We start from the raw sequence: 26,862 nt of genomic DNA, 5'->3' as shown, positions 1-26,862 counted from the left end.
GGATATGATAAAGGTGCTAATTGTTGATGATGAACCGAATATTATAATGTCACTCGAATTCTTAATTAAGAAAATTGGGTACGAAGTTTATATCGCGCGCGATGGATCCGAAGCCATGACAATAGTGGAATCTGAAAAACCCGAGATTGTTATTTTGGATATCATGATGCCTTTTGTTGATGGTTACGAAGTATGTGAATACATCAAACGAAAGAATAGGCGTACGAAGGTCATATTTCTATCTGCCAAGGACAAAGAAGCAGACATACAAAAAGGGTATGATGCTGGCGCAGACCTGTACATTACCAAGCCCTTTAGCACTAAACATTTAGTAAATAAAGTAAAAGAATTAGCCATAGAATTAATCGAATAACATAACCATAAAACACACATGAATTATGAGTAATAAAATACAAACCCTTACCGGGTACTTCCATGAATATGCAAAGAGTGTAACCAATCCCGAAGAGTTCTGGTCAAGAATTGCCGACTCCTTTCATTGGCAAAAAAGATGGGATAAGGTGGTAGAATGGAACTTTGACGGTCCTGATGTGAAATGGTTTACCAATGCCAAGTTGAATATTACCGAAAATATCTTCGAAAGAAATTTATTTACGTTGGGAGATAAAACCGCCATAATTTGGGAACCTAACGACCCAAATGAGCCCAATCAGGAAATTACCTATCGACAACTTTTTGAGAAAACCAATCAATTTGCCAATGCCATGAAAGCGCAGGGCGTGGGTAAAGGTGATAGAGTAATTATTTATATGCCTATGGTTCCTGAAGCCGCTGTGGCTATGTTAGCTTGCGCTAGAATTGGAGCCATTCATTCAGTGGTGTTTGCAGGTTTTTCATCGAGTGCATTGGCCGATAGAATTGAAGACTGTTCTGCGAAAATGGTGCTTACATCAGATGGTAATTTTAGAGGTGCCAAATCTATTCCTGTTAAAGAAGTGGTGGATGAAGCCCTTGAAAAGTCCTCGAGCATCGAAAAGGTAATCGTCTTCAAAAGAACAGGTGAAGACGTGACCATGAAAGAAGGCCGAGACATCTGGTGGCACGATGCGATAGAAGGCCAATCGATAGAGAACAAAGCAGAAGAAATGGACGCAGAGGATATGCTGTTCATTCTCTACACCTCAGGATCAACCGGAAAACCTAAGGGTGTGGTGCATACCACAGCAGGTTATATGGTTTATACCAGTTATTCATTCGAAAATGTATTTCAATATAATAAAGGTGATGTTTACTGGTGCACAGCCGATGTGGGTTGGATTACCGGTCACTCATACATCGTTTACGGACCATTGCTATCAGGTGCGACCACAGTAATGTTTGAAGGTGTACCTACGTTCCCAGATGCAGGTCGTTTCTGGCAAATCGTAGATAAATACAAAGTCAATCAATTCTACACTGCTCCAACAGCTATTCGTGCCTTGCAAGCTTATGGCACCGAACCGATTGAACCTTATTCATTGAAATCTCTTAAAGTTATCGGCTCTGTTGGTGAACCAATAAATGAAGAAGCATGGCATTGGTATCATGCCCATGTTGGTAAAGGAAAATGCCCTATCGTAGATACCTGGTGGCAAACGGAAACAGGAGGAATTATGGTTTCGCCAATTGCAGGTATTACGCCCACTAAACCTTCGTATGCCACACTTCCATTACCCGGCATTCAGCCGATCATTGTTGACGCGGATGGCAAAGAATTGAAAGGCAATAGTGTGGAAGGAAATCTGTGTATTAAGTTTCCATGGCCGAGTATGCTGCGAACCACTTATGGCGACCATGAGCGATGTAAACAAACCTACTTCTCTACCTACCCCGGTATGTATTTCACTGGTGACGGTGTGAAACGTGATGAAGATGGCTACTACAGAATTTTAGGCAGAGTAGATGATGTGATTAATGTCTCGGGCCATAGAATGGGCACGGCAGAAGTAGAAAATGCTATTAACGAACATCCTAAAGTAATTGAATCAGCTGTTGTAGGCTATCCGCACGATATTAAAGGGCAAGGCATTTATGCGTATGTGATCTGTGATATGGAAGGCAGAACTGAAGACAACCTGATAAACGAGATTAGAGATACGGTTACTAAAATTATCGGTCCAATTGCCAAGCCTGATAAAGTTCAGATCGTACCCGGATTGCCTAAGACAAGGTCTGGTAAAATCATGCGTAGAATTCTGAGAAAAATAGCCTCTAAGGATACTGCTAATTTGGGTGACACATCAACGCTATTGAATCCGGAAGTGGTGGAAGCTATTAAGGATGGTGCAAAGTAGGTCATGGCTGCGAATGTCATAGCATCGCGAATTGCGGATTTTCTAAAGAAATTTCCACCCTTTGAGGAAATTTCAGATACCGAATTGTTGATGTTATGCGAAAAAGCAATTGTAAAATACGCCAATAAAGGGGAGTATTTATTTAAGCAGGGAGAGTCAAGCTCTCCCTATCTTTATGTAGTCAAAGAAGGTCTGGTGCATCTTGAGCGTCAAACTTCTACGGGTGCTAAAGAACTTGTCGATATCTGTGATGAAGGTGATTTGTTTGGAGTGCGCTCGATGCTATCAGGAAAGCCTTATGTTTTTGATGCCCGATGTGAGGAAGAGGCTTTGGTATATGGAATACCAATTGAGGAATTTAAAAAGCATCTTGAAAGTAATAGTAAAATTGCTCTTTTCTTTGCTTCAGGCTTGGCAGGAGGGCAATCAGATGTTCAACAGGGGCCCACTCAAAAAATGGTGCCCGTTCAAGAATCAGGATCATTACTCAATTGGAATAAGCCGCTAGCTGAACCCAAAAGAGCGCTCATTACTTGCAAATCAACCGATTTAATAAAGGATGTTGCTGGTCTAATGACCATGGAGCAAATTGGCTCAATCATTATCTGTAATGACGAACAAAAAGCCATAGGTATTGCTACTGAAACAGACTTTAAAACGAAGGTAGCAACAGGCAAAGTCGCTGTCACACAACCCATTTCGGAGATCATGACCCCTGATGTTATTACCATGAACTTAGGCAAACCGCTCTCCTCCTATCTCCTCAAAATGCTGCAGCACAAAATCAATCATTTGTGTCTGGTAAAAAAAGGGTTGCCTGTTGGTATACTTAGCCATCACGATTTGACAGGTGCCAGCCAGAATCACCCCATAACATTGGGCTATACGATGGAGCAGGCAGCAGAACTTTCTGAACTAGTTGAATTACGCAATCAGGCAGATGCTTTAATCAACTTTTATCTTGAGCAGCATGTATCCATCCAATTGGTCAGTTCATTAGCCTCCCATATAAACGACATCACCATCAGTAAATGCATTGAGTGCGCTCTACAGGAAGTTGGGGAGCCAACGGCAAAATTTGCCTGGATAAGTTTGGGTAGCGAAGGACGACAAGAGCAACTCATCCGAACTGACCAGGATAATGCACTCATTTATGAAGATAATCAGGATGAATCCACCCGGCTCTATTTTATAAAGTTGGCTCAAAAAATAAATTCCAACTTAGAAGCTTGCGGTTTTGAGATGTGCCCTGCCGAAATGATGGGCGGAAACGAAAAATGGTGTCAGCCCCTCAATCAATGGAAGAAATACTTTTCAGGCTGGATTCATCAGCCTCAGGAAAAATCCCTGATGCTCTCAACCATCTTCTTTGATTACCGACACGTGTACGGTGCAAAAGAATTGGCAGATGAATTGGGAAAGCATCTGAAAAATGAAATTAAAAGCGGCAATATCTTCATCCATTTCTTGGCGAAAAATAGTTTGCAAAATCCTCCACCACTTAGCTTTTTCAAGAATTTTGTTGTGGAGAGGTCTGGAGAGCATGTGGATCGATTCGACATTAAAGCAAGAGCTATGATGCCCTTGGTTGATATCGCCAGGGTGCTGGCTTTAAACTCGGGTGAATCCATTAGCAGTAATACTTTAGTTCGCTACAAATGGCTCGAGAAAAACGATAAGAATAATGCCGAACTATATAAATTGGCCGCTGAGAGCTATGAATATCTAATGCGGTTTCGGGCGTTGAACGGCTTTCAAAACAAGAACTCAGGGCGGTATATCTCTATAGAATCATTATCTAAAATAGAGCGGCAAATTTTGCGCAATACCTTTGAACCGATAAACAGGCTACAAAAAATGCTGGAAGTAAGGTTTCAGTTAAGCTATTTTAATTAATGGAGTTTTGGAAGAAGCTTTTCGGAAAGGATCATAACCCAAACCTTATCTCCCATGATACGCCATTGGAGAATATTAAATTTGTATGTCTAGACACAGAAACCTCTTCACTCGATCATACCCAGGCAGAGTTACTTTCAATAGGGTTGGTAACTATTCAAAATCTGGAAATTAAAGTCGAATCCGGTAAAGAGCTTTTTATAAAACACCAAGACATTCAACTTTCGGAATCCATCGAAGTACACGGGATTACATTAGAGAAATGCAAAAATGGCATCAGCTTGAATGAGGCATTGTCTAAAACTGAAAAGTACATTGAAAAATCTGTATTGGTGGCTCATAATGGCGCTTTTGATCTGGCCATGCTCAATCGATTCAATCCTAAAATGACGAAGAGTCATCGGTTAGTGGATACTGCACGCTTGGCAATAAGACTCAACACATCTCCGATGGACCGCCATAATTATGAAAAGAAAGACTATTTCCTGGATACTTTATTGACAAAATATGATATCCAACCCCTGGAAAGACATACTGCCTTAGGTGACGCCTACTCAACGGCCTTATTATTTTTAAAATTAGTGAAGATTCAACAATTGAGAGGTGCAACTCAACTCAGACACATTATGTGATACTGATTCTTCTTAACGATTTTGGTTTGATATATTAGCATTCACAAAACCAATAATCCCAATCATGGCTTCAAAGTTTTTTGCTGTATTTGATGACATCGCAGTACTCATGGATGATGTAGCGACCATGAGCAAGTATGCTACCCAAAAGACAGCCGGAATTTTAGCGGATGATTTAGCGGTAAATGCCGAAAAAGCATCGGGGTTTTCAGCTTCTCGAGAGTTAATTGTATTATGGCGAATAGCAAAGGGTTCTTTGCTGAATAAAATAATCATCTTACCAGCCGCATTTCTACTCAGTGCTTTTTTGCCTGGTGTTATCATTCCAATTCTATTGTTGGGTGGGTTGTATCTGGCATATGAGGGCGTTGAAAAAGTTTATACTTACTTGTTTCATCGTGAATCGAAAGAAAAGAAAAAGCAATTACTGCAAAATGACGAACAAGCTGCGTCCTATGAAAATGAAAAAGTTAAATCGGCCATTGTTGTTGATTTTATATTGTCTGTTGAAATAATCATTATAGCACTTAGTACAGTTGCCGATCAACCGCTCAATATTCAAATACCTGTTGTAACTGTAGTAGCATTACTTGCCACAGTTGGCGTTTATGGCTTGGTGGCTCTCATTGTTCGAATGGATAATTTGGGTTTGAATTTAATCGCAAGTAGTGAAAACAAGAGCAGTTTCAAAGCCAAATTAGGTCGTGGATTGGTAAAGCTATTACCTTGGGTGGTGCGTAGTTTAACTGTATTAGGAACACTTGCCATGATACTGGTTGGTGGAGGAATCTATGCTCATAATGTCGACTTCATCCACAACCTGTTGCGCACTTGGCCTACATTACTAGCTGATTTCTTAGTGGGTTTATGCCTTGGAGCATTAGCTGTTGTGGTTATGAAACTGTACGAAAGCATTAAAAAAAATTTCGCAAAGGCTACATAACACTTAATTATACTACGGTATCACTCTGTATGTAAAAGGCCTAATCCTTTCTCACACACAAACACCGTCTACTTTGATTTTTGGTAGGATCAGTTAAGCCCCCATCCAGAAAGTTAATGGCCCAGGCTTTATTGTTTGCCGTTTCGGTTGACGACCAATAACCGTCTAACCCGTAATCTGCTAAAAGATAGTTTTGCTTATACAAGGCATCTAACTCGGCCCTTGAAGGCAGGTACCAATCTTCAAAACCAAAAGCCGATAAATCATCACATAATTTGGCGGCATAATTACCGTCACCCAGTGCAGCGACAATTGAACTGGTATTACTTTGACCGTCAGAATCTGAAGTTGCACCAGTGCCTGCAAAGGCTCCGAAATTTATTGATACGGAATTATCAGTGGGATGAGCAAAGATCTGAGCCCCTCTGAAAGCTACAGGTATGGGGCCATCTGTAGGTGGTACAACAGAATTAGAGGCAGGCAGATTAACAGAATTGCCATTAGAAATAGTTAAGACATTACCCTCAATGCTTAACTGCTGCAACTCATTTTCACTATCGCCATCCTGTTCTTCAGGTAATGTTATGCTGTTGCCATTGCTAATGGATAAAAGCTGGCCATTAATAGATAACTCCTGAATTTCATTGGTACTATCACCATCCTCCTCTTCAGGTAATGTTATACTATTCCCATTACTAATTGTTAGGATATTTCCTTCAATGGTTAGCTGCTGAATTTCGTTCGTTGCATCAGCATCGGCATCATCCACATTATCTGCTGACTTGGCATGCAATGCATATGGGACACTCAATAATTGCACTTCACTTAATAACTTGAACTCCGAGCCACCATTTTCATCCAGCTCAATTCTCAGAAAGTGAGCATCTGAACCCCAGGTAATCTGACTGAAATTACCGGAAATCACATTTCCCTGCCCAATTTGCAAATTAATCATTCCAAATTCATCGGTAGATAAGCTCTGAAATTCAGCATATACGCGCTCACGATTAACATCTGAGCGTAGAACACTTATTCTTAAGGCAACGGTTTTATTCGCCATTGGCGTACCTTCTAAAGTTTGTATTGCTGCCTGATACCTAAATGAATTAGGCGTTTGTGCATTTGAATGCACAAATAAAAAACAGACACATATGGTGGCAATTATGCGTTTCATTTTTTTTAGTTCTTAATGATTCTAAATTTCAATGATTGACTGGTTCGTCTATCAGTTAGTATTAATAAATACACTCCTTGATTCATATCACTTAAATCAAGTGTTTGGTGAGTGTAACCATTTCCAAGAGGATCACTTTTAATTAGTGCTCCCTGAGAATTATATAAATTATATTCAATCGGTGCGTCAATAAATTTATCATTGAGGCTGATATTTATATGGTTAGCTGTTGGATTAGGATAAACGTTAACAGTATTGACACCTGCATTATCAAATGAAGTAACTTCAATATACTGACTACCTTTTACGTACTCTTGTTGAATTGTAAAGTTTTGATTGGCTACAGAACCTCGGGTAATACCACCTATTTGCCACAAACCTGTGACTGAGGAAGTGCTGAAAGTACCCCCTGCCGGTGCGAATGAATAAGATTTGATAGATTGAGCATTGGCTGCAATCCCGTACAACAGCATAGTAGCTGTTAATAGCCTAACCATAATAGAATGACTGAATTTAAAACATTACATGATTTTCAGTCGGTTATGAATCTTTGAAACTAGCAATAAGTAACCTTTTCCGCAATCGATTGCGGAAGTAAACTATCAGATTCTAACTTTTAGATAATTAGTTGTTAGTTAAATGAAAAAGAGGCTGCCAACTCAACAGTTTATAACAGCCTCTTCATCTGGTTTAGGGTACATTTTTTATCCCGCTTTTCTCACTTTCAGGGTATTAAATTGATCTTCCTCAGTACTTCCTTTCATAGCAGTAGTTGATGATTGCCCACCTTGAACCACATTCTGAATAGAATCGAAATATTGCGTACCAACAAACGTCTGGTGTTTTACGGCCTTAAACCCATCTGCCTGAAGGGCAAATTCACGTTCTTGTAGCTCACTGTAACCAGCCATTCCTCTTTCTCTATAAGCTTTAGAAAGCTCAAACATTGATGTATTAAGAGCATGGAATCCTGCCAAAGTAATGAACTGGAATTTATAACCCATCTCAGCAATATTCTCTCTAAAAGTTTCCATTTGCTTCACAGATAATTTAGATGCCCAGTTAAATGATGGAGAACAATTATATGCAAGCATTTGCTCAGGATATTTTTCCTTGATGGCTTGCGCAAATTCTTTTGCCAATCCCAAGTCAGGGTTAGAAGTTTCCATCCAAATTAAATCCGCATAAGGTGCATAGCTCAATCCTCTGTCAATTCCTTGCTCTAAGCCATTTTTCACATGGTAGAATCCTTCATTAGTTCTTTCCCCTGTAATAAACTTATGATCTCTGGGATCTACATCTGAAGTTATTAAGTTAGCGGCCTCTGCATCAGTTCTAGCTACTAAGAGTGTTGGTACATCGCATACATCGGCTGCTAGTCTGGCCGCAGAAAGTTTATTAATTGCTTCCTGTGTTGGCACTAATACTTTTCCTCCTAAATGGCCGCATTTCTTGGCGGATGAAAGTTGATCTTCAAAGTGTACTCCTGCTGCTCCGGCTTCAATCATCGCCTTCATTAACTCAAAGGCATTTAAATTACCACCAAAACCTGCTTCTGCATCGGCAACAATTGGCACCATCCAATCGATGTCGCCTTCTTCAGTAACACTTTGAATTTGATCTCTTCGCATTAATGCGTTGTTTATTCTTTTTACCACTTTAGGAACTGAGTCAGCCGGGTAAAGTGATTGATCAGGATACATTTCCCCGGCAAGGTTGGCATCTGCTGCCACCTGCCAGCCACTTAAATAAATAGCTTCCAAACCAGCAGTAACTTCCTGAATGGCCTGATTACCAGTTAGTGCACCCAGACCTGCCACAAAGTCCTGTGAGTTTAATTTTTTCCATAATTTTTCAGCACCATTGCGGGCCAACGTATGTTCCACCACAATGGATCCTCTCAATTTTACTACATCTTCAGGAATGTAATTACGCTTTACATTTTTCCATCTTGGATTCGTCATCCATTCGTTGTATAATTTTTCGATTTGATCTGCCTTAGTCATAGTTTTAGTCAATTAGGTTATAAGCTTGGGTTGTTAAAAAGTCATTAAATTTTGGTTGAAGTACGAGCTCATCGAATAACTCAATGGCCTTTTTGAATTGCCCATTCTGATAGTTGTCTTTACCAACCAATTCTTTGATTTTAATGAGCTCTTCGTTTTTAATTTCTTCGTATAATTCAACATTTATGGTTCTGCCATCGTCAAGTTTGGCTCCGTTTTTTAGCCATTGCCAAACTTGTGTTCTGGAAATTTCTGCTGTTGCTGCATCCTCCATCAAATTGTATAATGCAGCCGCTCCATTGCCTCTGAGCCAACTCTCGATATATAGAATTCCAACGTTGATATTGGTTCTCAATCCTTGCTCTGTTATGGTACCTAAAGGCTTTTCTAAGAGCATTTTTTCTGAAACACCCACATCGTCTCTTTTAATATGAATCTGGTTTTTGGTAACCATGTACTTATTGAAAGCTGATTCGGCTACTTTTACTAATCCCGGATGGGCTACCCATGTACCATCGTGCCCCATTCTTGCTTCACGCACTTTATCAGCCATCACTTTTTCTAATGCTTTTTCATTAGCCTCAGGGTCAGCTTTGATTGGAATTTGAGCAGCCATTCCGCCCATTGCATGGGCTCCTCTTTTATGGCACGCCTTAATCACGGCAAGTGAATACGCATTCATAAATGGCGTAGCCATAGTTATCTGTGAGCGGTCCGGTGTTACAAATCCAGGCTCGTTTCTAAACTTCTTGATATAAGAAAAGATGTAATCCCATCTGCCGCAGTTGAGTCCTGCACTATGCTCTTTCAACACGTAAAGTATTTCTTCCAGCTCAAAAGCAGCTGTAATAGTTTCAATTAAAACTGTGGCCTTAATTGTACCTTGAGGAATTCCCAAATACTCTTGTGCAAACACAAATACATCGTTCCACAGCCTAGCTTCATGATGGTTTTCAAGTTTTGGTAAGTAGAAATAAGGAGCGCTTCCTCTGTTAAGGAGTGTAGTTACATTGTGAAAAAAGTAAAGACCAAAATCCACAAATCCACCACTCACCTGCTCGCCATTAACAACAATGTGCTTCTCCTCTAAATGCCAGCCTCTTGGTCTGACAAATAAAACGGCTACTTCATCATTCAATTCATACTTTTTACCGCTAGTAGGATTTTCGAAAGAGATGGTTCTATCATTCGCATCTCTCAGGTTGATTTGCCCCTGAACTACATTCTCCCAATTAGGTGAATTGCTGTCTTCAAAATCAGCCATAAAAACCTTGGCACCCGAATTAAGTGCATTGATAATCATCTTACGCTCAACGGGGCCGGTAATTTCTACTCTCCTATCCTGAATTTCAGCAGGAACAGGGGCTACCGACCAATCACTTTCTCTAATGTCGCTGGTCTTGCTAAGAAATGACGGTCTTTCACCAGCATCAAATCGCTTTTGTCTGATCAATCGATCTGCCAGCAACTCTTTTCTTGTAGCATTAAATTTTTTATGAAGCGCCTCCACAAATGCCAGAGCTTCATCGGTAAGGATTTCTTCGTATCCTGTTTTCAACTTGCCTAACACCTGAATGGAGTGTGTTTTAGGAAGTGTTTTTACTGTTGTGGTGGTCATATAAATAAGGTTATAATTTCTAATATGTATGCAATTTAGTAAATTTTCTTTATTAGCGAAATTTCGCTACTAGATATTTTTCATTTTTTTAACATTTATCATAAAAACCCTCTGTATTTTTGAAAAAGCACATTATGGTATCTGATAATTTTTCCTTAAAACATATCCTCGGCCTTAAAGTCCATGACCTCAGGGTTAAAAAGGATTTATCATTTCAAGATCTTTCTGAGAGTTCAGGACTATCAATTTCTTACCTAAGCGAAATTGAAAAGGGAAAGAAATACCCTAAGGGTGATAAAATTCTGGCATTGGCAAAGGCATTGGATGTGACCTATGATGAGTTGGTATCATTGAAAGTATCTAAAAAGCTCACACCCATCATCAACCTGCTTCAGTCCGACTTTTTCAAAGAGTTTCCATTGGATACATTCGGCCTTGAGCCTCAAAAGATTATTGAATTACTCTCTAACTCACCCGAAAAGGTGCATGCATTTATAAATTCAATAATCAATATTGCGCGCAACTACGAAATGCGAGGGGAGCATTTTCACTATGCGGCTTTGCGCTCTTATCAGGAAATGAACGACAATTATTTTTCTGACATTGAGACTGCAGTAAAGAAGTTTATCAAGCAACACGATTCTCTGAAGCAATTACCTAACACGGTGGCTGTTTTAGAGGATTTACTGAAAAAAGAATTTGATATCACCATTGATAGAACAAAGCTCTCATCCTACCCTGAGCTAAGGGATCTGCGCTCATTTTATCAGAAAAAGGAAAAACGGCTTTTATTGCATAATGGACTAACTGCTGCGCAGGAAGCTTTTTTAATAGGCCGTGAATTGGGATTTCATGTATTGGGTTTAAAAGAACGGCCAGCTGAAACACCTCCTTACAAAGCCTATGGTTTTGAAGGAATACTGAATAACTACAAAGCTTCGTACTTTAGTGCAGCGCTCATCCTCCCTGAACAAGAGGTAATTACAGACATTAATAAAATGGCCCTTTCCGACACCTGGAATGAAAGCATGATGATCGGCTTTATTGATAAATACCAGGCTACGCCCGAAATGATCATGCAAAGATTGACCAACATACTTCCCAAGCATTTCGGACTGAAAAACCTATTTTTTCTGCGGTTTGTGGGCACGGATAATTTTTCATCATACGATCTTACCAAAGAATTGCATTTATCACGTTCGCACAATCCACACACTAACTCTTTGAATGAGACTTATTGCCGCAGATGGTTATCAATACGTTTAATCAAGCAATTGAGATCACTTACTAAACTTGATAAGTCTTCATCGATATTAGCCGGAGCTCAGATTTCCCAATATTATGGCACTGAAGACGAGTACTTGTGCCTTACCTTAGCTTTCCCAAATGTGTCCAACTTATCGGAAAGTATTAGTGTAACTATTGGTTTCTATGTGGATGCCAATTCGAAGAAGCGCATTAAATTCATCAGCGATCCTGCCATTAAATCGAGAATAGTAAACACCACTTGCCAGCGCTGCGGTTGGACTGATTGTGAAGATAGAATTGCGCCTCCTACAGTTATTGAAAAGGAAACAGCTCAAAAGAATGTGATTGATGCCCTTCTAAAACTTGATGAATAATTGATTAACTTCATAGGATAATTTGTATCCCATGAAATATTATTACTTACTCTCCATTGCGGTATTTGCTCTTTCCTGCTCCCCTAAAAATGAAATATCCGATAAAGCTCAATTAGGTGATCTAGGTCACAACTTCAGCATTTCTGAAAATGCTAAACCCCATTTCGACAAAGGGCTATTGCTGCTGCATAGTTTTGAATATGAAGATGCCCGAGATGCATTTATGGAAGCCAAAGAAGCAGACCCGAAAGAAGTTATGGCCTACTGGGGCGAGGCTATGACTCATTACAAAGCTTTATGGGGCTTACAAGATGTGGAAGCAGGTCGTGCTGTCATGCAAGAACTTGGATCTTCCAAGGAGGAACGATTGGCTAAAGCCGAAAATGAGTTAGAGACAAACTTCTGGATGGGCATCGAGTATCTGTATGGAGAAGGTGAACTAACAGAAAGAAACAAAAAGTATGTGGATCACATGGCCGCATTGTATGAAGCCAACCCCGATCATCAGGAAATTGCTGCGTTTTATGCGCTTGGCCTCATGTGGGCTGACTATGATAATGAAGAGAATTTAAAAAAATCATCGGCTGTGGCTGCCAGTATCATTGAAGAAAACCCCACTCACCCTGGCGCTTTACACTACATGATTCACGCGAATGACGATCCTGAATTTGCCCAGGTGGCTATAAATGCTGCGAACAATTATGCTAAAGTTGCCCCTGATGCTGCACATGCACTGCATATGCCTTCCCATATTTATGTGGCATTGGGTATGTGGAATGAAGTAGTAAGTTCTAACATAGATTCATACCAGGCCAGTTTAAATAGAATGGAAAGAAAAGAATTGGATGGCACGGCTCGCGGCTATCATTCGTATGCCTGGTTGCACTACGGCTACCTACAGCAAGGTAATTATGATAAAGCCGCTGACATGTTAAAAGATATGATCGGTTTTCATTACGATTCCGCAGGCTCAAATTCTTATTTAATTGTGATGCAGAATCAGCAACGTATTGAGGCAGGAGAGTGGCCACAAAGTTTAGAGCTAGTTGATGTTGATTACAGCAGTTTAGGGCTACAAGAAAAATCAGCGATGCACTTTTTCAGAAGTTTATTGGCCTTTGATAAGAAAGACGCTGCTTCTATACAAATGGAAATTGATACGCTATATACCCACCTTGAGGCTGCCAAACTGGTAGTTACAGATGATGGAATTGCGCTATGTAGTGCAGGACCAACACGTTATGCGCCTTCGCAATCCGGTATAGATAAAACCCAGGCTGTTATTTATCAAATGGAGTCTCTGGTTGCCCAACTTGAAAATGACGATGCCAAAACAGAAGAGTTTCTAAAGAAAGCCACTGCACAAGAGGCTTCCGGCTCGTATGATTCAGGTCCTCCTTTTATTGCCTACCCGACCTTTGAGCAATATGGCGATTGGTTATTAACCAAAGGCCGTTACGAAGAAGCCATTGAACAATTCGACATTAGTTTAAAGAACAGAACAAACAGAGCTAAAGCACTGCTAGGTAAGAAAGAAGCCTTACTCAGGCTGGACAGAATACAGGAAGCCCAAAAAGTGGATGAAATTCTGAGTGTTTTTAGAATGCAGCAGCAGGTGGCTGCAATTTAGTACGCGATGACGAATCCTTTTTAAATCACCAATTGCACATTAAGACAAGCCTGTCTGCCGACAGGCAGGCTCAATGTGACAATTATCTATGACAAATTCTTAATTAAAACATGTCATCCCAAGGAATCGAGGGATCTCACTCCATTAGAAGTACGTTCAACTAACGAGTGAGATTCTTCCTTCGTCAGAATGACCTAATGATAGAGGTTTTCACTCATCATATGCAATAATTATTTATTCTTATTATGACAATAACCCATTAAACGTTTTACTCGCCCTCATAGCAGGGTCTGCTTTTGCATCTTCTGGTTGGTAATACCCTCCGATATCTACAGGGCTACCTTGTGCCTCTTCTAACTCTTTTATAATCTTAACTTCATTCTCTTTAAGCGCTCCGGCCAAACCTGCGTAATGAGACTTTAACTCTGCATCTTCGTTTTGCTGTGCAAGCGCTTCTGCCCAGTACATCGCCAAATAAAAATGACTACCTCTGTTATCTAATTCTTTCACTTTACGTGATGGCGACTTGTCATTTTCTAATAATTTACCAGTCGCTTTATCCAACGCATCGGCTAGTACTTTTGCTCTTTTATTATCCGTGCTATCTGCTAGATGCTCTAGTGAAGCAGCCAATGCCAAAAATTCACCTAAGGAATCCCAACGTAAATGACCTTCTTCTACAAATTGCTGAACATGCTTTGGAGCAGAACCACCGGCACCAGTTTCAAATAAACCTCCACCGTTCATTAATGGAACAATTGAAAGCATTTTCGCACTAGTACCTACTTCCAGAATAGGGAAAAGGTCTGTTAAATAGTCACGTAAAACGTTACCCGTTACAGAGATGGTATCTTCGCCTTTTACAATGCGTTCTAAAGTAAATTTTGTTGCCTCTTCTGGTGAAAGAATCCTTATATCCAATCCGCTTGTGTCATGATCTTTCAGGTATTTATCTACTTTCTTAATCAACTCAGCATCGTGGGCTCTGTTTTTGTCTAACCAGAAAACGGCTGGTGTATTTGATGCTTTTGCTCTGGTAACTGCTAACTTCACCCAATCCTGAATAGGTGCATCTTTGGCCTGACACATTCTCCAGATATCACCTTCTTCTACAGCATGTTTTAATAACACATTGCCATCTGCATCTACCACTTTCATGGTTCCAGCAGCAGGCATTTCAAAAGTTTTATCGTGTGAGCCATACTCTTCAGCCTTTTGGGCCATCAAACCTACGTTTGGTACAGTACCCATGGTAGTTGGATCAAAGGCGCCATTCTTTTTACAGAAATCGATCACTTCCTGATAGATACCCGCATAACTGCTATCTGGTATAACAGCTTTAGTATCCTGTGTCTTGCCTTCTTTGTTCCACATTTTGCCAGACTCACGAATCATGGCCGGCATTGATGCATCAATAATCACATCGCTAGGTACATGAAGATTAGTAATGCCTTTATCAGAATTTACCATTGCTAAATCTGGGTTAGCCTTATAGCACGCTTGAATATCGGCTTCAATGGCTGCTCGCTCATCAGAAGAAAGCTCAGAAAGTTTAGCAATTACATCGCCAAATCCATTTCTTACATCTACGCCAAGTTTCTCAAAAGTAGCACCGTGTTTTACGAACAATTCTTTGAAATATACTTTAACCGCATGCCCGAAAATGATAGGGTCAGATACCTTCATCATGGTTGCTTTCATGTGCAATGAGAAAAGAACACCTTTATCTTTTGCATCTTTCACCTGCTCTTGTAGGAAAGAAATCAATGCCTTTTTATTCATTACCGTAGCATCAATTATCTCACCGGCTTGTAGTGCCAGGTTATCTTTCATCACCGTTACCAGGCCATCGGCATTATGGTGCTCAATTTTTACTGTAGTAGCTTTATCCAATGTGACGGATTGCTCATTCGCTCTAAAATCTCCGGATGCCATGTGGCTCACGTGCGACTTAGAATCAGAACTCCAGGCACCCATTTTATGCGGATGCTTTTTGGCATATTCTTTTACCGCGCCAGGTGCTCTTCTGTCAGAGTTACCTTCTCTTAAAACCGGGTTTACCGCACTACCTTTAATTTTATCGTATCGCGCTCTCACTTTTTTCTCCTCTTCCGTTTTAGGCTCATCAGGGTAGTTAGGTAAGTCATACCCTTTGGCCTGAAGCTCTTTTATTGCGGCCGTTAATTGCGGAATAGATGCACTGATATTCGGCAACTTAATGATGTTGGCTTCAGGCGTTTTGGCTAACTCGCCAAGCTCTGTTAATGCATCACCAATTTTTTGGTCTTCACGCAAGTACTCAGGAAAATTGGCTATAATTCTACCTGCCAAAGAAATGTCTCTGGTTTCTATTGCCACCCCGGCAGAACCGGCAAACGACTGAATAATTGGTAAGAATGATCTGGTAGCCAAGGCTGGCGCCTCGTCCGTAATCGTATAAATAATTTTTGCTGTATCTGACATATTTTTAAATGCTATTTAGCGGTTAAAAGCTCCTTTTGAAGATTGCGAAGTTAAGCAAATACAGCTTGGTTTTAAAGTGTGTGATGGGCTTTGTAAGGGTTTAAAATAACTTAGTGATTGGTTTGTCGTTTAGAAAGTAAAATAAAATTCCTGATTATGCTGCACCTTCTTTTCACGATGCTTATTGCACTGGCTCCAGTCGCTGAAGAACAACCCAATAATGTAGATGTTTGCCTGAGTACTGATGAGGCTAAATTATATACCATTATTAATGATTACCGAAAATCGAAAAAGTTAAAGCCAATCCCTTACTCTGCAAAGTTGAGTATGGTGGCCCAGGTACATGCCAAGGATTTGGCTGACAATTATGATTTTGATCCGAACAATAAATGCAACCCTCACAGTTGGTCTAAAAAAGGAGAATGGTCTAGCTGCTGCTACACGAATGACCACAAGAAAGCACAGTGTATGTGGGACAAGCCTATGGAAATAGCAGGTTACAATAGCCCTGGATATGAAATTGCTTATTATAGCTCTGCAGGTGCCAATGCCGAAGAAGGCTTGGAAGGATGGCAGAAAAGCCCTGCGCACAATCCGCTACTAATTAACACCAGCATTTGGAAGGATATTGAATGGCAGGCTGTTGGTGTAGGCATTTACAAAGAATATGCAGTGGTATGGTTTGGCCAAATGGCCGATGAGCAAAATAATGTAGTTACCTGTAAATAGATTGGTAGATTTGCCTGGTAATAAAATATAAAAAACACTCGGTGGTTGTTATCGATGTGTTAAAAGCCATTAAATGTCAACTGAGCAAACTATAACTTTCATATTAAGCTATATACTTTCGGTTACAATTATACTTTCTAAAAATTACGGAATTAATAGACTCATTAGGTTAATCCTGACTTCTCTACCAATATTGATTATTATTTATGCTTTGTATTTAGGCAAGACTCCATTTAATAATTCTTTTCTCTATGGGTTTTTTACTGGACCAATAATTATTGGGTGCTCGATAGAGTTGTTCAATCAAATTTCTAATAAACTATACAATCGTGATTTTCATTTATACAGCAGGTACTCAGTTGATTATACAGGACATATGAAGAAACGAAAGACGTTCAATTGGACAGACAAATTTTTCTCAATAATACTCATTCTCTTGTTGCTAAGTTGGCCAATTATATTTGATACAATAATAAAAAATATAGGCTTGTAACATTATGTAATAGCGCATTTGGACTTCACCATGCGAAGACCTAGTCGTTGTGGCTCCTACCATCAATCAGCAAACTAGGTTCTAAACCCAAATCATACTAGTTTTATCATAACCACTTCAATTGAGAATCCAATGCAAGACATACTATTTGATTTTATATCAAAATACATCTCTTTAACGGAAGAAGAAAAAAGTGCATTACTTTCACTAGATCTGTTTCATCCAGTAAAGAAAGGTACGGTTTTACTTAAAGAAGGACAGAAGTCACACGAGAGTTATTTTGTTTTAAAAGGCTGTATTAGGGTTTATTATATTATCGATGGGGAAGAAAAAACAACTGCCTTCTACACAGAACTAGATGCATTAACCCCTCATTGTGCGGTAAACAAAACTCCTTCTGAATATTTTATTAGTTGCGTTGAAGACAGCATTCTTGCTATTTCAAATTCTGATGTGGAAGTAGCCATAAACACTAAATTTCCAAAGTTTGATATCATGTGCAGAATGTTATCGGAAGAATTGTTAGTGAAAAAACAAATAGATTTTGATGAGTTTAAGACTTCATCGCCCGAGCAGCGATACCTCAACCTTCTACAAAAAAGACCTGATCTGATTCAGCGTGTGCCACAGCACCAACTAGCCAGCTACCTCGGCATCAAACCTCAATCATTAAGTAGGCTAAGAGCAAGAATCATGGAAAAAGGGAGCTAAGCCCTATTTCTTCACTTAAGTGAACGTTTTGTAGTAATTCACCCATCTACTTTTGCAGCATCTAATCACATTATATAAGATATGGAAAAGAAAATTCTTTGGATGGGAATAGCATGCTTCTTAGCATGTAACATTTCAACAAACGCTCAATACGCTAAACAAGACGGTGACTTTAAAAATCATTTTGTGGGCAGCACTATGTTTTTATTGGGAAATTTAGCCTCCACCAACAGCCCCGAATTCGTTCAGCTGAATCTAGGTTATCGGATAACAGGAAAGGATGTAATCTCTGTTGAATTAATAACCTGGAAATATGCATGGCCTCTTGGAATTAACCCGTTTTATGACAATTCCTATGGAAAGCCAGAAGAGGAATTTCCAGGATATATTCGTGAGTATGGAATTGGACTAGCTTATCAGCGATATTTCTGGAAAGGTCTCTACGCTGCTGTACATTTAATACCTATGTGGCAAAAATTCAAAGATGAAAATGGAAACAAACTAGAGAATGGTTTTCATCTGTTTAACACTTATCGAATTGGTTATCATGTAAAGCTCTTCAAAGATCAATTTTTTATTGAGCCATCATTTGGAGTAGCTGGTCGCCCTTATTACACAGAAATGCCGGATGGATTTAAACAAAAAGATGACAAGTGGCCAAAATGGACGCCTGAGCCAGGACTGCATATTGGATTTAACTTTTAATAGATACTTATGAATTCACAAAAAACACCACAAAACAAGCTGGAAGACCTAAGAGTAAATGTAAAACTGAAACTTGCCGCGCTTTGGGCGAGTGTGATGTTTCTAATTATCTATATCGATTATTTTGCCCTGTATATGCCGAATATGATAAAAGATATTCTGAATGGGAGGGTGTTTGTATTCGATATTTCGCCAATGTTTCTTTCAATTGCACTTGCCTTAGTGGCTATTCCAGCACTGATGATTTACTTCTCTGTTGCCCTTCCGGCTAGAGCAAATCGCGCAGCAAATATCATTGTAGCTGCGGTGAATATCCCTTTTATGTTGTTTAATCTGGCCGGAGAAGCCTGGATGCACATGGTATTTGGAGCTACTGTTGAAGTAATTCTGCTTTTTCTAATTATTTATTATGCATGGAAATGGCCTCGGGTAGAACTATGATACAACAATAACTATTTAAAGCCAGAGGTACATTTTCTTGATCAAAGATGAGAGTCTAATTGAACACACCTCCCATACAATAAACCTCACTTTCCATTTCCCGTTTAAGCAGTTATGAAAAACAAACGACTGATCGGAATTATCGCAGCAATAACTCTGCTATTGCTTATTCCTTTTTTAGCCATGCAATTTTCTACAGAAGTTAATTGGTCTGCCTCGGATTTCATGATAGTGGGATTTTTATTACTTGCTACCGGACTTTCTTGCGAACTTGTATTGAGAAAGATTAAAAACAAAAAGCAACGAATTGGCTTATGCCTTATGATTATTGCAGGCTTATTACTTGTATGGGTTGAAATGGCTGTAGGGGTGTTCGGAACACCTTTGGCAGGTTCCTAAATTAGTTTTAAGCAACTAACTAGTATTTCTCTTCCTCGTTAGGGAAGTCCTTGGCCTTCACATCTTCAATATAGTGGCTCACCGCATCGGAAATAGTGGTGTATAAATCGGCATAGCGCCTTAAGAAGCGAGGTTTAAATTCTTTGGTAATTCCTAACATATCCTGCATCACCAACACCTGGCCATCAACATCAGGGCCGGCACCAATTCCAATGATTGGAATATTTACAGTTTCTGCAACCTTCTTAGCCAAATGTGCAGGTATCTTTTCAAGTACAATCGAGAAGCAACCACATTCTTCCAGCAATTTGGCATCTTCAATTAACTTTGCCGCCTCCTCCTCTTCTTTCGCACGCACCGTATACGTACCAAATTTAAATATCGATTGTGGGGTTAGCCCTAAGTGACCCATTACAGGTACACCAGCACTTAAAATACGAATCACAGATTCCTTGATTTCACTACCGCCTTCCATCTTTACAGCATGTGCACCAGATTCTTTCATAATTCGAATGGCCGAACGCAAAGCCTCAGAAGAATTACCTTGATAAGAACCAAAAGGAATATCTACAATGACAAAAGCTCGTTGCACCGCCTTTACCACAGAACTGGCATGATAAATCATTTGATCCAGTGTTATAGGTAAGGTAGTTTCATTACCAGCCATAACGTTGGAAGCACTATCACCTACTAAAAGCACATCAATGCCTGCAGCATCAAGAATTTGCGCCATACTAAAGTCGTATGCAGTAAGCATGGCAATTTTCTCCCCTCTGTTCTTCATTTCCTGAAGTTGGTGAGTAGTAACTTTTTTGATATCCTTCTTGTGTACAGACATGATTCTTAGCTTTCTTTTTCAGAATAATAAGTATTAGGAACTACTATTTTAAAAGTTGTTCCTTCCAGTTCTACGCTGTCAACCTCAATGGTAGCTCCCAATTTATCGGCCACTTTTTTAACAATATAAAGGCCCAAGCCTGAACCCGTACTTTTTTCTGTAGCCCTGTAGAACATATCAAAGATATGAGGAAGTTTAGACTCTTCAATACCTTCTCCATTATCTTCTACAGTGATAACTGCCTCTTTTTCATTTACTTGTGCCTCAATTTTAATATATGGCTCTTCTTTGGAGAAGCTGCGATACTTAATGGCATTGGATATAATGTTATTCAAGATAATTCTCAAACGGGTACCGTCAGTCATCAACTTTTTGTCATGAAACACTTTTGCCACAATCGATAAATCTGTGGTGTCTGTTGCATTGAAATAACTGGAAATACTGTTATTAATCTCCACCAGTAGGTTGAGCTCAGAGTGCGAATCGTTTACCCTGTCGTTTCTTGAAATGCTTAGCAGTTCCTGTACCAGGTCATCTAAACGTTTGATGCTGCCTTCAATACGCTCAATACACTGCTCTTTTACCTTAGGTGTATCCTCTAGTCGGTATAAATCGATCAGACCTAGTACAGACCTTAGAGGTGATCTTAAATCGTGAGAAGCATGATAAACGAAGCTATCCAACTCGAAATTCACCTTCTGTAGCTCCAACAAATTACTTTTAGATTCAGTGATGTCGATTAGAACCGTTTCCAGAATTCCATCGTCAGGGTAGTGTTGGATACTAAATAGCACCCAAATTAAATCACCATTATGGCGCTTTATTTCGAGTTCTACATTCTCTGCTCTACCTGTAGTTTTAACTAAATCGATAACAAATTGGCGATCCTTTTCAGATTTGTAAAAGTCAACTGTTTTAACTCCTTCGTATTTTTCTACGCCAAGTATTTCCCAAAACTTTTCATTGCTATCTAATACTTCACCTGTCTTGAAATCTGTGCGGAACATTCCAACCAGTGAATTCTCGAACAGTGATTTATATTTTTTCTCACTTTTAACTACTGCATCAGCAGCTTCTTTTCTGTCGGTAATATCTGTATGAGAACCTGATAATCGCAATAGCTTACCATTATCATCTCTTATGGCCTTTCCTTTTGAGAGTATCCATCGGTATGAACCATCAGTATGCCGTAATCGAAATTCTTGTCTGTAAAAAGTATTTTCACTTTCTACAAAATCTGAAAAATACTTTGTACAGCGCTCAAAATCGTCAGGATGGAGCAGTGATTCCCATAAACCATCGATTTGAGTTACATCATAATCAGGGTCTAACCCTACCATGGTTTTCCATGGTCTTGAAACAAAAGGTTTGTTCTTCGTGAAATCCCAATCCCACAAGCCATCATTGGCACCATCAGCCGCAGTTTCGTAAACTTCGAGCCTTTCCTGTAGATTGGCCAGTTTGCTTCGAAGTCTCTCTATTTCCTGCTTTTCCCTATCTCTTTCCAACTTAGACTCTAAAAGTTTTTCTGAAACTGACATACGAATTAAAATTGAACATGCAAGATAAGGGTAGCATCATAGTATTTCAATTGAATCTTACTACAGAAGGTACACGCATTTCTCTTCCTTTTCTAAAAGAACTTCTACATGCTCTTTAATGGTTGTCGCTAGCTCAAAACCGCTATATTTTATTGAAATGGGAAATTGAGTATGACTTCTATTTACCAAAACAGAGGTTTCCAGCTTTTTAACCTTAATATTTAAAAATGGCTTTAAGCTGTAAGCCATCGTTCTTCCCGTGTTAGAAACATCATCAATTAAGATGATTGTCTTATTTTTTACCTCTTTTTCGTCACAATCGAGTGAAATATTACTCTGTGTAGGAGCTTCTTTATCTAAAGAAACGCCCACTAAGCGTGTTTTAAATGAAGCTATTTCATTCAGTTGCTCCTGTAATAACTGAGCCAGTATATAGCCTTTATTTTTGATTCCGGCCAATACAATTTCCTTCTCATTGAAATTATTTTCAAAGATTTGGAAGGCCATACGCCTGATCTTTTGGTTAACCTGTTTGTTATCCAGTACGAGTGATTTACTTTCTACCATAATTAAGGAAGCGGCATTATTTTACTGTCTTTAAATGTAGATAAGATTACCATAGATTGCATACTATCCACGACATCTATATTACTCACCTTTTCGAGCATTAATCGTTGATAAGCAGCGATATCTTCAGCGATAATCTTCAGAATAAAATCACCAGAACCAGTGATATGATGGCACTCAATAATTTCATCTATCTCTGCAATGCTCTCAATGAACTTGTCAATATTGTCTTTGTTATGCCCTTTCAGAGATACCATCACAAATGTGCTAACACCTAACCCTACAATGTCTGTATCTAACTTTGCGTGATAGCTTTTAATAATACCTGAGTTCTCCAGTTTTTTAACTCGCTCGAGTGTAGGAGCTGGAGAAAGGCCAATTTTAGTAGCCAGATTAGCATTCGTAATTTTAGCATTCGACTGAAGGATTTCAAGGATCTTCCGATCGATTTTATCTAATTTAATTTTATTCTTCATTTTGAGTTTGACCAAATTTTATTTGGCGCAAAGATAAAAATTAAAAAGATAGTAGCTTAACAGATGTATTATTAGATTATTACCAGAATGCTAATTGCTGATCATCACCCTGTAAAGCTTTTCTGTACCAAGAAGTTTGAGTCTTATGAGATACGTTCCTCCTGATAATTCTGATAAATCAAGAACAAGATTATTATTACCTCGTGGCTTAACATCAGAAAATGAAGATATTAAATGTCCCTGACTATTAACAATTTGTATCTGTACGTCTGCTTCTTCAGTAGTTATAAGATCAATAGTAACGATTCCGTTTGAAGGATTTGGGTATGGCAAGCTGGTTACCAGATTGGCATTGTTGTAAGTGATGCATGAGTTATTATTATCAGAATTTTCTTCTTCGATGGCATAAAAACTCTGAACCGTGGCACACAAATAATTAAGCCTTCTGTTGGTAAGGCCCAATTCAAGTTGTCTGGTGATGGTTTCTTGAGGTAATAACTCACTTCGTAATATTTGTTGAAATGAAGCCTCGCCACCTAAATCTAGTGTAACTAATAGACTATCATGACGGATACTACCACTATTTGAAATAGTTAGAGATATAGCGTCTCCATTTGGTCGTTCAACCAACATTAAACTAGTTATTTCAAGATCTAATGTAGGTTCCAAAACACTAATTCTTTGCGATACTGTATCTCGGCAATCCTGTTCATTAATGGCGATCAATTGAACATCGTATTCTCCAATAGAGGTAAAATTATTTGTTGGATTAATTGCCTCAGAAGTGTTTCCATCCATAAAATCCCAGCGATAAGTTATTGCCCCGGTCGAGTTATTTACAAAATCAACCTCCAATTCAGGAGCGCCAAATGTTGTTGATGGGCTAAAAGACGCCTGTGGTGCCTGAAACACTTCAACGTTTTGACTGACCTCATACTCGCATCCATTGGCAGTAAGCAAATTCATACTCACCAGATATGTACCTGAATCGCTAAATAAATTTTCTACGGATGATTCAGTCCCTAGTTGTTGCTCATCATACGTCCAACTCCAACTGGTAATTTCATCTCCAGAGATCTCAGTAACATCTATTAAACGTGTTAATTCATTGGTGCAATTATCTTCAACTATAAAAGAAGGTGAAGGTGAAGGTGGTATACTTATCACTTTTTCAATCGTGGAAGTACAGAGGTTTTCTGAAGTAATAGTTAATGAAACCGGATAATCTATAGGTTCTTCGAACGTGTATGAGGGGTTTTGCTGTCCACGAAATACTCCACCAATATTCCAAGCCCAATTGGTAATAGCCTCATCTGCCAATGGTATGGACTCATCTGAAAAATTGATAACCACATCTTCACACAATTTATCAAAAGAAAATTCAGCTTCTGGGGCTTCCAATACTGTAATAGTTTGTGTTAAACTATCCAGGCAACCAAAGGTGGTGCCCACAATCAGCTTTACATCGTAATTATCATTCTCACTAAAAACATGTGATGTATTTTGTGAAGTCACTGGTTCAGATCCATCATCAAAATTCCAACTCCAGCTATTTAAATTGTCAAGGGTTACCGATGAAAGATCATTGAATTGCGTGGGTAAGTTTTCACATGACAGATCAGATTCAAAATTCACTTCTGGCAATGGATGAATGGTGATTAATTGCTGATCAGAAGTGACGCATCCATCAGCATTTGTTAATTCAAGCGTTACCTCAAATGTGCCTGCATCAGCAAACTCAAGTTGGGGATTTTCCAGTGTAGAAGAAAAACCATTACCAAAATCCCAATTGAAATCTGTAATAGCTCCAATGGACTGGTTAGTAAATTGTACAAGTTCACCAATGCAGGCATCATCGAAAACAAATTCGGAAAGTGATCCTTCCTTAATATCAGTTAGGTTTTTAGCTATCTCTACATCACACCCGGGAATGCTAGCAATAAGTTTCAGTTCCTTGGTTCCGCCAGAGGTAAATAGTAAGCCTAGGTCTTCATCAGTAGAAACAGTTTCACCATCAAGCTGCCATGTGTAGCTGATGAGGCCATCGAAATTACCGGGCGTATCATTTGTGAATAGGTAGTTTTGATTGGTGCAGATATTGCCACTAGGAATTGTGAAATCAGGGGCTGGTTCTGGGTAAACAGTAATGGTTTGTTTAGTAAAGTTTCCACATGTGCCATCTTCAATACTTAACTTTACTTCATATTCTCCGGCAGAGGCATAGCTGTGAGTTGGGTTAGCGTCACCCGAAGTTGGACTTCCATCTCCAAAGTCCCAGGTATAGGTTAACCCTGTACCATCCGTGGTTGACGAGAATTGGATGGGTGAAGATTGGCAGATGGTCTGGTTGGCGAAGGAGATAGTGGGGGCAATATCGGGAGATACTGTGATCGTTTCAGTGAAATTACTAACCCCTTCTGGTGCGGTACATTCTAAACTAATTTCATAAGAGCCTTCCTCGTTATAAAAAATTTCAGGTTCATTTTCCGCATTTGTTTGAAGATTAACAGGACAATTATAATAATGCTCAATACGGTTAAACACAGAATTATTAACCCCGTAAATAAAGGAGCGTCCATCAAAACGAAATACATCAATAGCATCAATGGTCGGTATGGTTGCGCTATAACTAATCTCAGCAGGTTGTTGTACAGCAGTTAGGTCGCCAAAATTGAAAACCTTAGGTGACTGACTAGAGTTGCTAACATATCCGTAAAAATTACTGCCATCTCTCACCAGATCTATATCATGGGAATTTGAAGGTCCAGTAAAATTATAAATAGCATCCCATGTCGGGGTGTTCATTAAACTACTACCAAAATTTAATCGCATAATTTTAGCAGCATTTATTGTTACACAATGAAGAATATAATCACCATTTATTATTTTTATATCAAAACCCATGAGTCTATTTAAATCAGCTTCAGGAGCTGTTGTTTTAATCACATCAGTTAATATATCTATTTCATTATCAAACGAATCACCATAATTAATACGCCAAAAACTGAAGCCTGTGTTTGGAGCTAGCATCAGTACTAAATCACCAGATTGATCAATCAATTGTACATTTCTAATGGCATTGGTTGTATACCCGAAATTTCCAAGATTTATTTCAACAGGATTATTATTCGTTAATGATGGTCCGAAATCTAATCTTATAATTTCCCCACCTGTTTCTCTATAACCTATTACAGCATGCCAAACGTTGTTAAATTTTAAAACTGATATATCATCTGGTGGTTTTAAGAAGAGTCCGTCTGTTAAATTAAGTTCCGTAACTATAGGATCATTCAATGGACTATCACCAAAGTCTAACCTGAACACCTCGAATCCGGCTCCACGGTCCAGCACAAACCCAAACCAGTTTCCCTGATCTTCCACCAGCTCAATGCCTGACCCAAAATTCATTCCAGTAATACTAGAGGAATTGATTATGGGCTCTTCATTGAAGTCACCAATACAAAAATCCCAAAAATAGTTAGTGAATCCAGTTGAATTGTTTTCTATGTTCAACTGTTGCTCAATACATACTGAATTATTAACTGTAACATCCAATACGGATTGCCCATAACTATTTAGTACCACTAACGACAGTAAAAGAGTTGAGGTAAGATTGAGAATATTTTCTGATAAGTTAATTGTCAAACCTTTAATTTCAATTTATATTATTATTTGACTGGATGT

The 26,862-nt window shown here is 39.1% G+C and carries 22 protein-coding genes; 12 read left to right on the top strand and 10 right to left on the bottom strand.

Annotation, left to right across the window (positions count from 1 at the left end):
• The first annotated feature begins 4 nt into the window (after nucleotides 1–4).
• From JR347_RS05175 to JR347_RS05155, 5 genes are all read left to right on the top strand, one after another.
• Nucleotides 5–373, top strand: a complete 369-nt coding sequence (locus JR347_RS05175) for a response regulator transcription factor (RefSeq protein ID WP_205722986.1) — start codon at nucleotides 5–7, stop codon at nucleotides 371–373.
• Nucleotides 374–398: 25 nt separating this feature from the next.
• The gene (gene acs, locus JR347_RS05170) at nucleotides 399–2,294 is read left to right on the top strand and encodes an acetate--CoA ligase (protein ID WP_205722985.1); all 1,896 of its coding nucleotides are present in this window, start codon (nucleotides 399–401) and stop codon (nucleotides 2,292–2,294) included.
• Between the two features lie 3 nt (nucleotides 2,295–2,297).
• Complete coding sequence (locus tag JR347_RS05165; RefSeq protein ID WP_205722984.1) at nucleotides 2,298–4,190, top strand: DUF294 nucleotidyltransferase-like domain-containing protein; 1,893 nt, start codon at nucleotides 2,298–2,300, stop codon at nucleotides 4,188–4,190.
• Entirely contained in the window at nucleotides 4,190–4,822 is a 633-nt protein-coding gene (locus tag JR347_RS05160; protein ID WP_205722983.1) for a 3'-5' exonuclease, read from the top strand. The genes JR347_RS05165 and JR347_RS05160 overlap by 1 nt, the downstream gene beginning before the upstream one ends.
• 64 nt (nucleotides 4,823–4,886) lie before the next feature.
• Nucleotides 4,887–5,765 (top strand): DUF808 domain-containing protein, encoded by an 879-nt coding sequence (locus tag JR347_RS05155; RefSeq protein ID WP_205722982.1) that lies wholly within the window; start codon nucleotides 4,887–4,889, stop codon nucleotides 5,763–5,765.
• A gap of 40 nt (nucleotides 5,766–5,805) precedes the next feature.
• On the opposite strand, the gene JR347_RS05150 is transcribed toward JR347_RS05155, so the two are convergent.
• The 4 genes from JR347_RS05150 to aceB form a co-directional block, all read right to left on the bottom strand.
• Nucleotides 5,806–6,939, bottom strand: coding sequence for an Lcl domain-containing protein (locus JR347_RS05150; RefSeq protein WP_205722981.1), 1,134 nt, complete (start codon nucleotides 6,937–6,939; stop codon nucleotides 5,806–5,808).
• 5 nt (nucleotides 6,940–6,944) lie between these two features.
• Nucleotides 6,945–7,436, bottom strand: a complete 492-nt coding sequence (locus JR347_RS05145) for a T9SS type A sorting domain-containing protein (RefSeq protein ID WP_205722980.1) — start codon at nucleotides 7,434–7,436, stop codon at nucleotides 6,945–6,947.
• A gap of 207 nt (nucleotides 7,437–7,643) precedes the next feature.
• Nucleotides 7,644–8,945 (bottom strand): isocitrate lyase, encoded by a 1,302-nt coding sequence (gene aceA, locus JR347_RS05140; RefSeq protein ID WP_205722979.1) that lies wholly within the window; start codon nucleotides 8,943–8,945, stop codon nucleotides 7,644–7,646.
• Between the two features lie 4 nt (nucleotides 8,946–8,949).
• Nucleotides 8,950–10,563 carry a malate synthase A gene (gene aceB / locus JR347_RS05135; RefSeq protein ID WP_205722978.1) on the bottom strand — a complete coding sequence of 538 codons (1,614 nt, stop codon included), beginning with the start codon at nucleotides 10,561–10,563 and terminating at the stop codon, nucleotides 8,950–8,952.
• Between the two features lie 119 nt (nucleotides 10,564–10,682).
• On the opposite strand from aceB, the gene JR347_RS05130 reads away from it, so the two are divergent.
• Together JR347_RS05130 and JR347_RS05125 are read left to right on the top strand one after the other, a co-directional pair.
• Nucleotides 10,683–12,185 (top strand): XRE family transcriptional regulator, encoded by a 1,503-nt coding sequence (locus tag JR347_RS05130; RefSeq protein WP_205722977.1) that lies wholly within the window; start codon nucleotides 10,683–10,685, stop codon nucleotides 12,183–12,185.
• Nucleotides 12,186–12,216: 31 nt separating this feature from the next.
• Nucleotides 12,217–13,815: a hypothetical protein gene (locus JR347_RS05125; protein ID WP_205722976.1), complete on the top strand. Its 1,599-nt coding sequence runs from the start codon at nucleotides 12,217–12,219 to the stop codon at nucleotides 13,813–13,815.
• Nucleotides 13,816–14,058: 243 nt separating this feature from the next.
• On the opposite strand, the gene JR347_RS05120 is transcribed toward JR347_RS05125, so the two are convergent.
• Nucleotides 14,059–16,278: an NADP-dependent isocitrate dehydrogenase gene (locus tag JR347_RS05120; protein WP_205722975.1), complete on the bottom strand. Its 2,220-nt coding sequence runs from the start codon at nucleotides 16,276–16,278 to the stop codon at nucleotides 14,059–14,061.
• 156 nt (nucleotides 16,279–16,434) lie between these two features.
• Here JR347_RS05120 and JR347_RS05115 point away from each other — a divergent pair, with 156 nt between their 5' ends.
• The 5 genes from JR347_RS05115 to JR347_RS05095 all read left to right on the top strand — a co-directional run bounded on the left by JR347_RS05115 (nucleotide 16,435) and on the right by JR347_RS05095 (nucleotide 19,756).
• The gene (locus JR347_RS05115) at nucleotides 16,435–17,007 is read left to right on the top strand and encodes a CAP domain-containing protein (protein ID WP_205722974.1); all 573 of its coding nucleotides are present in this window, start codon (nucleotides 16,435–16,437) and stop codon (nucleotides 17,005–17,007) included.
• A 625-nt stretch (nucleotides 17,008–17,632) separates the two neighbouring features.
• Entirely contained in the window at nucleotides 17,633–18,211 is a 579-nt protein-coding gene (locus tag JR347_RS05110) for a Crp/Fnr family transcriptional regulator (RefSeq protein ID WP_205722973.1), read from the top strand.
• 81 nt (nucleotides 18,212–18,292) lie between these two features.
• Nucleotides 18,293–18,916, top strand: a complete 624-nt coding sequence (locus JR347_RS05105; protein ID WP_205722972.1) for a hypothetical protein — start codon at nucleotides 18,293–18,295, stop codon at nucleotides 18,914–18,916.
• A 9-nt stretch (nucleotides 18,917–18,925) separates the two neighbouring features.
• On the top strand, nucleotides 18,926–19,357 hold the full coding sequence (locus JR347_RS05100; RefSeq protein ID WP_205722971.1) for a DUF6326 family protein: 432 nt from the start codon (nucleotides 18,926–18,928) through the stop codon (nucleotides 19,355–19,357).
• A gap of 114 nt (nucleotides 19,358–19,471) precedes the next feature.
• Nucleotides 19,472–19,756 (top strand): hypothetical protein, encoded by a 285-nt coding sequence (locus tag JR347_RS05095; RefSeq protein ID WP_205722970.1) that lies wholly within the window; start codon nucleotides 19,472–19,474, stop codon nucleotides 19,754–19,756.
• A gap of 19 nt (nucleotides 19,757–19,775) precedes the next feature.
• On the opposite strand, the gene panB is transcribed toward JR347_RS05095, so the two are convergent.
• The 5 genes from panB to JR347_RS05070 form a co-directional block, all read right to left on the bottom strand.
• The gene (gene panB / locus JR347_RS05090) at nucleotides 19,776–20,594 is read right to left on the bottom strand and encodes a 3-methyl-2-oxobutanoate hydroxymethyltransferase (RefSeq protein WP_205722969.1); all 819 of its coding nucleotides are present in this window, start codon (nucleotides 20,592–20,594) and stop codon (nucleotides 19,776–19,778) included.
• Nucleotides 20,595–20,599: 5 nt separating this feature from the next.
• The gene (locus tag JR347_RS05085; protein ID WP_205722968.1) at nucleotides 20,600–22,135 is read right to left on the bottom strand and encodes a PAS domain-containing sensor histidine kinase; all 1,536 of its coding nucleotides are present in this window, start codon (nucleotides 22,133–22,135) and stop codon (nucleotides 20,600–20,602) included.
• A gap of 60 nt (nucleotides 22,136–22,195) precedes the next feature.
• On the bottom strand, nucleotides 22,196–22,702 hold the full coding sequence (locus tag JR347_RS05080; protein ID WP_205722967.1) for a phosphoribosyltransferase family protein: 507 nt from the start codon (nucleotides 22,700–22,702) through the stop codon (nucleotides 22,196–22,198).
• A 2-nt stretch (nucleotides 22,703–22,704) separates the two neighbouring features.
• Nucleotides 22,705–23,178 carry an Lrp/AsnC family transcriptional regulator gene (locus tag JR347_RS05075; protein ID WP_205722966.1) on the bottom strand — a complete coding sequence of 158 codons (474 nt, stop codon included), beginning with the start codon at nucleotides 23,176–23,178 and terminating at the stop codon, nucleotides 22,705–22,707.
• A gap of 90 nt (nucleotides 23,179–23,268) precedes the next feature.
• Nucleotides 23,269–26,823: a PKD domain-containing protein gene (locus JR347_RS05070; protein ID WP_205722965.1), complete on the bottom strand. Its 3,555-nt coding sequence runs from the start codon at nucleotides 26,821–26,823 to the stop codon at nucleotides 23,269–23,271.
• Nucleotides 26,824–26,862: the final 39 nt, after the last annotated feature.

The sequence above is a fragment of the Fulvivirga lutea genome (assembly GCF_017068455.1).
GTDB lineage: Bacteria > Bacteroidota > Bacteroidia > Cytophagales > Cyclobacteriaceae > Fulvivirga > Fulvivirga lutea.
This window is presented reverse-complemented; position numbering and strand designations above follow the sequence as displayed.